Genomic DNA, 10,484 nt, shown 5'->3' on the forward strand with positions numbered 1-10,484 from the left:
GCCAATGCTCTATTCTCAAACAGGCTCCTAATTAACCACCGCTACGGGAGCATCGTGGGCCAGGGAGTAGTGACCTGAGGTTATAACCTGCTCACCCGTTTCTACGCCCTCTTCCACCGCGACTATGCCCCTTCCCTCTGGTCCGAGAGTTACGTAGCGCCAGTCGGCATGTCCGTCGAGAACGACGAAAACCATGTCGCGGTCATCCCTTATCAGAATGGCCTCCTGCGGTATTACAAGCTGATCAGGATACACGGCTATAACTATCTCGAGCCTTGCAGTGGCTCCGGTTCTGAGGTTAGGCACTGCGGGGAGGTCAATTATAACTTCTCCAGCTCTCATCGAAGGGTTAATAACGGGGGATACCGATGCTACGGTTCCAACCAGTGTTGTGTCGTTGAGAGAGGGAACGGTCACGTAAACCCTCTGCCCGCCTGCGCACCTGGCGAGCTCGCGCTCATCGAGGTTTACCGTGGCCTGAAGGCTCCAGGGGTCTATTATTTCTCCCAGAACCGTGCCCGGGTAAACAACCATGCCTTCCCTGGCAGAGACATCCGATATTACACCATCAAAGCCTGCCGTAATGGCAGCGTTGCTGTACTGCGTCTGAGCTGAGGCAAGGCTTGTCTGAGCATCGGCAAGCCCGGTTGTCTGCCGCAGCATGCTTTTCACTTCCGGCGTAAGTTCGCCCCTGTAATTCTCGCATTCGAATTCGTACAGCGACTGTGCGTTCCTGTAAGAACTGCTGGCGCTCGATAACCTGGAAGCGCTTTCGCCAGAGGCTATCCTGAACACCACTTCTCCGTCGCTTACTTCCATTCCAACGTATTCAGGCGCCAGGACCACTTCACCCTGGATCTGGGCTGAGAGGGACTGGGTTCTTGCCGAGGCTATCCTTCCCGTTGAACTGACAACTTCGAACAGCGTGTCAACGACAGCAGCGGAAGCTGCTACCGGAAGGGGCGAGGGCTCAAGAGTCTCCCTTTCGGCTTCTTCCTCCTCACCCCCACAGGCGGCGATAGAGAGAATAATAACTGTAACTGCAAAAAACACTTTGTTAATCACTTTTTCTTCCTCCCTTTCCGGGAAGTCAACTGTATCAAGGCCGGCAGAGATATCAACACAAGAGGAGTAGAAATGAGCATGCCGCACACAACTGTGAATGACAAATTCTCCCACAGATCATTTGTCTTCGAAATAGGCCATAAAACCAGAGGGAGGAGCCCCAGAATCGTTGTGGCACTGGTCTGCAGAATGGGTCTGAGCCTTTCCGCGACCACCATGTCCGCAGCTTTTTTGATATCTATGCCGGCTTTCTTCTTCTTCTGAAAACTGTCTACCAGCAATATTGAATTGTTAACCGCAATTCCAACGAGAAAAACGCTCCCTACGTAAGCCTGCGGAGAAAAAACCTTGTCAAATATCCAGAAACCGGCAACCACTCCCACCATAGCCATGGGTATGACTGCAAGTATGTAAAGTGGAGCTTTAAAGGATTCAAACACAATCGCGGTAACGGCAAATACGGCTATTATCGCAAGCAGTACGATAAGATTCATGTCAGTACCATCATCCTGCAGCCAGAATGGTATATACTCCTCTTCGTAGACTCTGTAACCTGATGGAAGTTCAAGATTGTCAAGAAGTGAGACCCTGAATCGGGCAGCCATTCTTTCGGCTCCCATGAACGAATAGGCAACCGTACGGATGTACTCTCCGTTTTCCCTTTCAACCGAACCCTGCACATCGAGAGTATCGATCTGGATTATATCGCCCAGTTCCATAGTACCGCCGCCTGTCGTTATGCGGCTATCGAGTACATTGGAAAGCTCCGGATTTTCCATACCGTCTATTCTGAATGTCATATCGATGCTTTCATCGCCTATCTGAATCTCTCTGCCGTACCCACCGGCCAGGTTGTAACGGAAAGCCTGGAATATCTGGTAGGGATTGACCCCAAGGTCCGCAAGCTCCTGCCTGTCGAATACCACCGCAAGCTGATTCCGCTCGGGGTTTCTGGTGTCCCAGTTGATATTGACCTCACCAACCCTGGGGTGTCTCTCCAGCATGATCTGCATGGCCAGAGCTATATCCTTGAGCCCCTGATAATCGAAACCTCTGAGTTCAATGGTCTGCATCATTCCCGCGCTTCTGGTACTTCTCCAGTATGGTTCGGGATTCATACCCCTGACAACCACGGTCCGGGTACCCCCCAGGGTCGTAGCGTACGCCACTGCTTCGGCCTCGATCTGAAGGCCGTATCCGGTTTGAACAGCCTCTTCGGTGAGAATTGAATAGATCATTGCACTTTCTCCAAATACCTGAGTTCTTGTAGATTCAATTCCATCCCTGTTCGCCAGAATATCCTCAAAACCCTTTGCTACCTCGTCCACAACATCCTGTGGTGTTCCCGGTGGGTATTGCATCCATACCCTTATGAAATCCACATCGAAGCTGAAGCCCCATTCTTCTCCCTTTTCGACCTTTGCGAGGAATACGTAAACCGCTCCACCCACAAGCAGTAAAGCAAGGATTACTGCTATCAGGGGACGATGATGAAGAACCGCTATCATTTTAGCGAGATGCCTGTCCCATTTCCTTTCTCTGTACCATTTGTTCGATTTCCATCTTCCAGCTATCGACGGTACCAGAGTAAGACAGATGAAATAGGAAGCCGTAAGTGTAGCGGCTATAGTGAAGGCGAAAGGCTGATAATAAAGTTTCAGAATACCTTCACTGGCAAGAAGCGGCACAAGGGCCACCATAGTGGTGAGTATGCCCCCAAGAATGGGCATGGCCACTTCCTTCGCGCCTTTGTCTGCCGCATCCATCGGGGACATCCCCTGTCTCCTGCGGAAGCCTATAGCCTCAAGCACAACAACAGCACCGTCAACGAGAAGCCCGAACGCGATTGCAAGTGCGCTGAGGGTAAGTACATTGATACTGTAACCCGCAAGATACACCGCCGTAACCGCCATCGCGGCGGAAAAAACAATTGAGCTTATTATCAGTGGTGTCGAAAGTGGGCTGTGATTCAGTAGAAGAAGGATAAGAACAATAGCGATAAGTGAAATAAGAGCTCTCCAGGAAAGATCCTTGAGATCATTTGTTATACCCTCCGTACCATCCTCGTTAAGATTGAGTTCTATGCCTTCAGGCAGGTCAGCCTCAAGTTCCTCAATCTCCTTCTTCACAAGCCCGGCAGCACGGACGGCATTGCTTGATGAATTTCGGTCTATCTGAAGGCTTACCTGATCCATTCCGTTGTATCTGTATATAAAATTCTCGGTGGTGTTATAATCCACCAGTATTCTGCTGGTAACATCGGACAGGGTAACGAACCTTCCGCCCCGGCTTGAAACGACAAGATCTTCCAATTCAGCCACAGTCCCCGGAACGGTGGAGAGGCGGATTACCGCTTCGAGTCCCGAGGTGTCTACGGCGACACCGGTATTTCTGTCCACAATACCGTTAGTAACCGCGCCGGCAATTTCGATGAGGGTAAGATCAAGGGAGTTCAGGGCGTCACGGTCTATGTCTAGAACGATTTCCTGCTGACCCAGCCCTTCAACGATTACCGAGCTGATACCCTCGATGCGCTCGATTCTGGGAACGATGATGTCATCGGCAATCTGCTTGAGTACGGAGGGTTCGGCTCCGGTGATAGCGTAAATCAGGAACCCTTCGCTGGTAAGTTCCCTGGGGACGGCCTGCGTAACGCTTCCAATCATGACAGCGCTGGGGAGTTCATCCCGCAGGAATGAAATCCTCTCGGTGAGTTCCATTGACGCGACGTCCATATCCGTTCCTTTTTCAAAGGATACTTCTACGTTGCTCCGGTCTGGCCTTGAAGTTGAAGAGACCTCTATGACACCTTCAACTTCCCGGGCGATATCTTCTATTGGACGGGTCACCTGTTCGCAGATGGCTTCGGGATCAGCTCCGGTCCAGTAAGCGGTGATATTCAACGTCGGCAGTGTAGCGTCAGGTGTTCCCTCTAGCGGCACCCTGTTGAAAGAGACTATCGCAAGGACAAGAAGGGCTGCGAAAATGACTGCTGTCCCCCGCGGCCTGCGGAGAACCAGATCAACCATCGACAACTGTATCCCTCTTTCCTGAAAGCAGCCTGTAAAGGATGGGAACAACTATCAGTGTCAGCGCCGTGGCTACCGATATTCCTCCAATTACCGCAATCGCTAGAGGCTGGCGGAGACTCGCTCCCGAACCGAACCCAATTGCCATGGGAAGAAGGCCAAGGACCGTCGTTACGGTGGTCATAAGTACTGGCCTGAATCGGTCTCTTCCTGCCTGAATTATCGCATCGTTCTTCGCAAGACCCTGCTTCCTGAGCTGGCCTACCCTCTCGACCAGAAGAATTCCGTCATTAACCACAATACCGCACAGAACAACGAGCCCAATACCTGAAAGCGCGTTCCAGCTCTGGCCGAAAAGCCCCAGGCCTATGACGACACCGATAATCCCCAGGGGAACGGTAAACATTATAACGAAGGGCTCGCGGAAGGATTCAAACTGTGTCGCGAGCAGAACGTAAACCAGGCCGATGGCAAGCAGCGCGGCAAGCACAAGACTCGATGTGGTTCTGTTCATCTCCTCGATCTCATCCCCCTGCCTCAGCTGAACGGGGACCTCCCAGAGCAGTGTATCAGCTGCGGCAGCTACTTCATTCGATATCCTCGCCAGGTTGCTTCCCGATCCCTGCACCTGTACGCCCACCGCTCTATTTCCCTGGTTGTGTTCTATATAGCCGGGTGTCTGCTGACGGTACGGTTCCGCTATCCTCTCGAGAGCGAGAAGTCCGGATGATGTAGGTATCGATCTGGCAAGAAGCGAATCCGTAGGTATTCCCTCACCGCTTCCGGCAAGAAGGACAACGTCCACCCTTTCATCCTGCCTGTAATAAGTGGTTGCCGTAATGCCTCTTGATAAACTTTCCACAAAATCAGCGACATCGTTAGCAGTCAATCCGTACAGGTTCAGCAGTTCCTGGTCAAGGTCAAGTACCATCTCCGGTTTGCCCGGAAGGTACTGAACGTCCGCCGACTCCACTCCCTCATACTGAGACAGTATAGCCGCAAGGCTTTCAGCTGCCATAAGATCGGTATCGATACTCTCCCCTTCAAGATAAACGGTGAAGGAACTTCCGCCACCGAGTATCTCACCAAGAAGGGATTCCCGTTTTTCAACTGTGATGGGGAAACTGAACATGGAATTCCAGGTATTTCTGAGCACCGGCATGGCCTTCCGGGCATCCTCCGGAGATGGGTATGAGGCCGTGATGATAGCGTCCACGCCCTCTCCCGATCGAACTCCGCTGCGTCCGGAAGCCCAGTCGGCGCCGGAAGATACAGCCAGCCCTGTGACCTCGGCGGAAAGCTCTATCATCTGCTGCATGGATGTACCTCTGGGAGCTGAATACGAAATTTCAAGCTGATCAACCGGTGTGCTTGGAAGAAGCTGCATTGGAAGCCCCAGCCCCGCTAGCAGCGCAATTAAAAATGCTGCGGTAACTCCGGTCATAATGGCTACGGGATGCTTAAGAGCCTTCTTCATGATATTGGCGTACCGATTCTTCAACCTTGTTGTTACATCGTTGCCTGTCTTTATCCTTCTGATTCTCGCGGTAAGAGCGGGAATTACAGTAACCGCTACGAGAAGACTTGCTATCAGGGCGAATCCCACTGCCAGAGCCTGATCACGGAACAGCTGGCTGGTTATCCCTTCCATGTATACAACCGGGAAGAAAACAATAAGCGTTGTGAGTGTGCTTGCTGTAATGGCCTTGCCGACTTCCGACGTACCGGAATCGGCTCCGCTGAACGCTTCTTCACCGTTTTCCCGCCGCCTGTATATGGCCTCAAGCACTACAACCGCGTTGTCAACAAGTAACCCGGTTCCGAGGGCAAGGCCGCCAAGCGACATGATGTTGAGTGTAACGCCAGATAAGAACAGGAAGAAAAGCGCGATAGCGATACTCAGTGGAAGTGAAAGACCCAGTATCAGCGGGCTTCTCCAGTCTCTCAGGAAGAAGAAGAGGACTCCGAAAGCAAGAAGACCACCAAGAATAAGAGCCTCGATTACTTCACCTATTGAATCTTCTATAAATTCAGCGTCGTTCTGTATTATTTCAAGTTCAAGTGCCTCGTATTCCCCGCCCAGTTCTTCGACGAGTTCCGCAACCTCCCTGGCAACCTCAACAGTGTTGGATTCAGCCATTTTCCTTACGCGGATAATAAGGCATCGCTCACCGTTGAAACTCGCCCATTCGGTAACTGGTTTTTCGCCAAGTGAGACCAGAGCGATATCGCTCAGCAACAGGGGCGTTGTGCCCCTTATTCCTATTACAGTGCTTTCAACATCGGAAAGGCTGGAGAACTCACCTTCAAGCGACAGGAAGTACTCCCGCTGCCCGTCACGGACAAGCCCTCCGGACATGGATACGTTAGCCCCCTGGAGAGCCTGGGATATAAACTTGGGATCAAGGTTAAGTTCTTCAACAACACCTTCCCTCAATCGCACGAATACAGCTGGTTCAGCCTCCCCCTGGATTTCACATCCAGCCACACCTTCGGCCTGATCAATTCTGGTGGTCACGATCCTTCTGGCAAAATCTGTGACCTCGGTCCAGTCTCCCGATTCCATCGTCATGAGTATTTCCATGAACGGCCTTCGCGAAGGGTCGTAATCTACGATAGTAGGTCTTCCAGCCTCATCGGGAAGAGACCATCCGGCTACATCCAGCTTCTCCCTGACTTCCAGCCTGGTAAAGTCCATCCTTGCGCCCCAGTCGAACTCAAGCGTAACACGGCTTCTGTCTCCGTAGGACCTGGAAGTGTAGCTTCTCAGCCCGCGTACCCCTGCTACCGCGTTCTCAAGGGGGTCTGTGACCAGGCGTTCAACCTCGTACGGGCTCGATGACGGATATGTGGTTTCAATGGTAAGCCTGGGGTATTCGACAGAAGGAAGAAGGTCCACCGGCATTTTCATCACCGCGACCGTTCCGAGAAGGGCAGCAACTATGGAGAGGACTGTGACCGCGACAGGCCTGGAAATGGCATTATGGGTAAGCTTCACCGGGACAACCCCCGTTCGTTCTTTTGATTTATACCGGTAAACAATACATCAGAAAAACGATTTTCGCAAAAAATCGAACATAATAATTCCTATATACTTGCTATATAAAACTATACACAAACTATGAAGGAACGAAGCAAAAACTTCGAATTCTATATAATCAGAAATAATCAGTGCTTGCACTTGCGTACTATCCCGGCAGGACACCTTAGTTCCATCCCATATTCGAATATGGAAATGTTGACTGAAATACTGCCCCTGAACATATATTGTTACTATTCACATTTAATCAAACTGTATCGGAGAATGAAATGAAAATTACCGGATGTCTTGCAGTCACATTGACACTATTTCTAGCTTGCGGTGGTGAAGAAACCACACCTCCACAGGAAGATATCATCGAAATAGGAATCGATACACTGATAGTAACCGATTCCATAGGTGTACTCATGGGCGACAGCTGCTACATGATAGGCTCTATCATAAAGGCAGAAGTTCTGCCAGGAGGGGAAGTTATCCTTTTTGACAGATCAACAGGACTTATTTCAACCTACGATGAGAACTGTGAGTTTGTATCTTCTTTTGGCGGTCTGGGTGAAGCACCAGGTAAATTCAACCTTCCGGGACAGATGACTGTTCTGGGTGATGGCAGAATTGCAGCGATGGACTGGATGGACAGGGAAGTGTGCTTCTTCTCACCCCAGGGCGAATATCTTGGCAGCAGGCCAAACCTGGGCTTTGAAATGCCACTTACAATGACGGCAGCAGGTGATTCCTGTTTTGTTATATACTCCTGCCCCACCCGTCAGATCGAAGAAACGTACAAGATGGGATACGAGCTGAATATATGGGAGGGAACTTCCGAAGAACCAAGGGCAACACCATTTTCCCACCTTTTCGATTTCGGGCAGGAAGAGTACGATTTCAGGCCTGGCTACCTGGCTGTTACTTCTGACAGCCATGGCAGGGTTTATCTGCACAGAATGAACACAGAGGATTATCTCATTGAAGTGTACAACTTAGATGGCGAGCCTGTTGACACAATTGAATCGGAATCAGTTCTTATTCCACAGGAAGAAATTGACAGGTTCATTTATGTTCCAGTGGCCACCTTCATGGTTCAGGATGAAAACGGTAATGGCCAACAGATAAGCGGCGAATATACTGAATTCGCACCCCAGATAGAAAATCTCGGGATTGATTCACTTGGTAACCTATGGGCACAGCGCGGAACAACCGAGGAAATGATGTGGGATGTCTTTTCACCCGAAGGAAAGATAATCAGACAGGTAACGCTCAACGTATTCCCGGATTCAGCCATGATACATGTAGAAGTAAACGAACATGGGATAGTTGCCTGGGATCTTATTCCCGAAGACTATCCAAGGCTCTACAGACTTGAGCTGAAACAGAATTAGACTATCCTTCACTCCTTTACTGTCGCGGTCCAGATGGAGTAGGCGATCGCGCTTCCGCCGAAAACAGCTGCCCCTATCCAGGGCCATGAAGCTCCTTCGGCCGTGCCGCCTATGGCCGCGAATATTACCGCAATCAGCAGGAAAACAACGTCAAAGATGGTGGCTTTAGCCCACTTACCCACGGGAGCCTCGCCTGAAAGAACCTCCTGGCGGCTTGCGTCCACAAGTACATGGTAATCCTTACCCGCAAAACTGTACACAAGCTCCCAGATGGGAACATAGACGAGATCAACGCCCTGGACATCTATGGTTGTATCTATATCGGTAACCTTTGTGGCTTTGCTTTCTGCCTTCTGCTGATGAAGTTCTATTATCCTGTTCCTTGCGGATGTTTCGGCCCTTTCCTGAATAATCTGTCCGTTGACGATATGCTCCTGCATATTGAGCTTCTTCAGCTCATCTATGGAAAAGTCCTTCTTGCCCTCGAGAAGATTCTTGTTGGGAGCTTTTTTCGAACCCCCTATTCTGAGAAAGAACTTGCCCCAGTCGGGGAATACACATTGCTGCCCGGGTTCCATATTCCTGATCCCCCAGAATTCCGAAGTATCTTCCCTGGCGTAAACGGGCCATGTATAATCATCGGTAATCCGTCCCTGAACCGGTTCCCAGTAAGTCTCTGTTCTTTTATTCTTTCCCTCGCCTACAGTTCTCGTTCGTTTCTGCTGGCCGCTCCAGCGGGTATTTCCGGTGCATCTGACTATCCAGTAGGGAAGAACCCTTGCTTCAGTCTCTCTCCAGCTGACTTTGTTGGGAAGCTCCTTCGATTTGTAGAAACCCTTTTTCAACCAGCCTGAGGCTATGCCTATGGCTTCATCCCGGCCGACTTTGGGAGGCAGAAGATAGTGAGATTCAACCGTTACGATGTTATCGTAACCCGCAAGCATCGTTGTGGTGCCGCAGTACTCACAGGTAATGACAGCCTCACCCTCCATATACGCTAGAGGCGCTCCGCAGTTACTGCAGCTTATCTCATGAATTTCAGGTTTAGAATCGTCCGCAGCAATATTCTCAGCGGGTGTTTCCACCGGTCCCGCAGCGGGTTCACTCTGAGATTCTGGAGCCGGTTCTGCGGCAGGATCAGTGCTACCGTTCATCTCTTCAGGCATTTCTATCCTCCCCTATAAGGTTTCATGCTTAAAACAAATCAGATTACTTCAGCAAAGCTGAAGATATGCAATTCGGAATCCTCAGTCAGCCACCGATATTTTAATCATCACATCACCCTGACGGATTGTGTCCACGACATCCTGACCCGCTGTAACCTTCCCGAATACTGTATGCTTTCCGTTAAGATGAGGCTGGGGCGCATGTGTGATGAAGAACTGGCTGCCATTTGTGCCGGGGCCGGCGTTCGCCATGGACAGTGAGCCGGTTTCATGCTTGAGCGGATTTCCGTCGAATTCATCCTCGAAGTTGTAACCTGGCCCTCCTCGGCCCGTTCCTGTGGGATCGCCACCCTGTATCATGAAATTCGGTATAACCCTGTGAAACGTAATCCCGTCGTAATAACCATCCTTCGCGAGACTGATGAAGTTATTAACGGTTTTCGGAGCGTACTCCGGAAAGAGTTCCAGTTCTATCGCGCCGCGATCGGTTTCAATTGTTAACAGGTACGTTCTGTCCGTGTCTATCTTCATCTCCGGCGGAGTGCTGTACTGTGCTGCCATATCAATTCCCTTTCTGTTGTTTTTTCTAAAACGTGAATTTTGAATATACAGCAGATGCTGACAACGGTACACCGGGATTCAGCGGATTACATTCCATGGCAGGAATATTGGGGTATTCAGGAACGGATGAGTTACTTCGGGAGATGTTACCGGAACGGCGGAAAATCCAAATTCTTATTGTTTCTTCAGGGTTCCCGTACTACTGCCATTATATCGGTTACGGAAGCGGATGCGCCATCAAGTGTTG

The 10,484-nt window shown here is 50.5% G+C and carries 7 protein-coding genes; 2 read left to right on the forward strand and 5 right to left on the reverse strand.

The window, feature by feature from the left end; genetic code table 11:
- Positions 1 to 27 precede the first annotated feature (27 nt).
- From K8S15_03935 to K8S15_03945, 3 genes are read right to left on the reverse strand one after another with little or no spacing between them, the layout of a single operon-like run.
- On the reverse strand, positions 28 to 1,065 hold the full coding sequence (locus K8S15_03935) for an efflux RND transporter periplasmic adaptor subunit (GenBank protein ID MCD4775184.1): 1,038 nt from the start codon (positions 1,063 to 1,065) through the stop codon (positions 28 to 30).
- Positions 1,062 to 4,094: an efflux RND transporter permease subunit gene (locus K8S15_03940; GenBank protein MCD4775185.1), complete on the reverse strand. Its 3,033-nt coding sequence runs from the start codon at positions 4,092 to 4,094 to the stop codon at positions 1,062 to 1,064. Before K8S15_03940 ends, K8S15_03935 begins: the two co-directional genes overlap by 4 nt.
- The gene (locus K8S15_03945; protein ID MCD4775186.1) at positions 4,087 to 7,092 is read right to left on the reverse strand and encodes an efflux RND transporter permease subunit; all 3,006 of its coding nucleotides are present in this window, start codon (positions 7,090 to 7,092) and stop codon (positions 4,087 to 4,089) included. The genes K8S15_03940 and K8S15_03945 overlap by 8 nt, the downstream gene beginning before the upstream one ends.
- 311 nt (positions 7,093 to 7,403) lie before the next feature.
- Between K8S15_03945 and K8S15_03950 the strand changes: the two genes are divergently transcribed.
- Entirely contained in the window at positions 7,404 to 8,510 is a 1,107-nt protein-coding gene (locus tag K8S15_03950; GenBank protein ID MCD4775187.1) for a hypothetical protein, read from the forward strand.
- A gap of 8 nt (positions 8,511 to 8,518) precedes the next feature.
- On the opposite strand, the gene K8S15_03955 is transcribed toward K8S15_03950, so the two are convergent.
- Together K8S15_03955 and K8S15_03960 are read right to left on the reverse strand one after the other, a co-directional pair.
- Positions 8,519 to 9,676 (reverse strand): hypothetical protein, encoded by a 1,158-nt coding sequence (locus tag K8S15_03955; GenBank protein ID MCD4775188.1) that lies wholly within the window; start codon positions 9,674 to 9,676, stop codon positions 8,519 to 8,521.
- 81 nt (positions 9,677 to 9,757) lie between these two features.
- Positions 9,758 to 10,237 carry a peptidylprolyl isomerase gene (locus tag K8S15_03960; protein MCD4775189.1) on the reverse strand — a complete coding sequence of 160 codons (480 nt, stop codon included), beginning with the start codon at positions 10,235 to 10,237 and terminating at the stop codon, positions 9,758 to 9,760.
- Between the two features lie 54 nt (positions 10,238 to 10,291).
- Between K8S15_03960 and K8S15_03965 the strand changes: the two genes are divergently transcribed.
- Positions 10,292 to 10,484 (forward strand): hypothetical protein (locus K8S15_03965; protein MCD4775190.1); only part of this gene is annotated, 193 nt, incomplete at its 3' end.

The organism is Candidatus Aegiribacteria sp. (assembly GCA_021108005.1).
Classification (GTDB): Bacteria; Fermentibacterota; Fermentibacteria; order Fermentibacterales; family JCC-6; genus Aegiribacteria.

What these genes read in the sequence shown, in the direction of transcription:
- K8S15_03960 (MCD4775189.1), bottom strand. Translation starts at nt 10,237, where the DNA reads ATGGCAGCACAGTACAGCACTCCGCCGGAGATGAAGATAGACACGGAC.
- K8S15_03940 (MCD4775185.1), bottom strand. Translation starts at nt 4,094, where the DNA reads ATGGTTGATCTGGTTCTCCGCAGGCCGCGGGGGACAGCAGTCATTTTC.
- K8S15_03950 (MCD4775187.1), top strand. Translation starts at nt 7,404, where the DNA reads ATGAAAATTACCGGATGTCTTGCAGTCACATTGACACTATTTCTAGCT.
- K8S15_03955 (MCD4775188.1), bottom strand. Translation starts at nt 9,676, where the DNA reads ATGCCTGAAGAGATGAACGGTAGCACTGATCCTGCCGCAGAACCGGCT.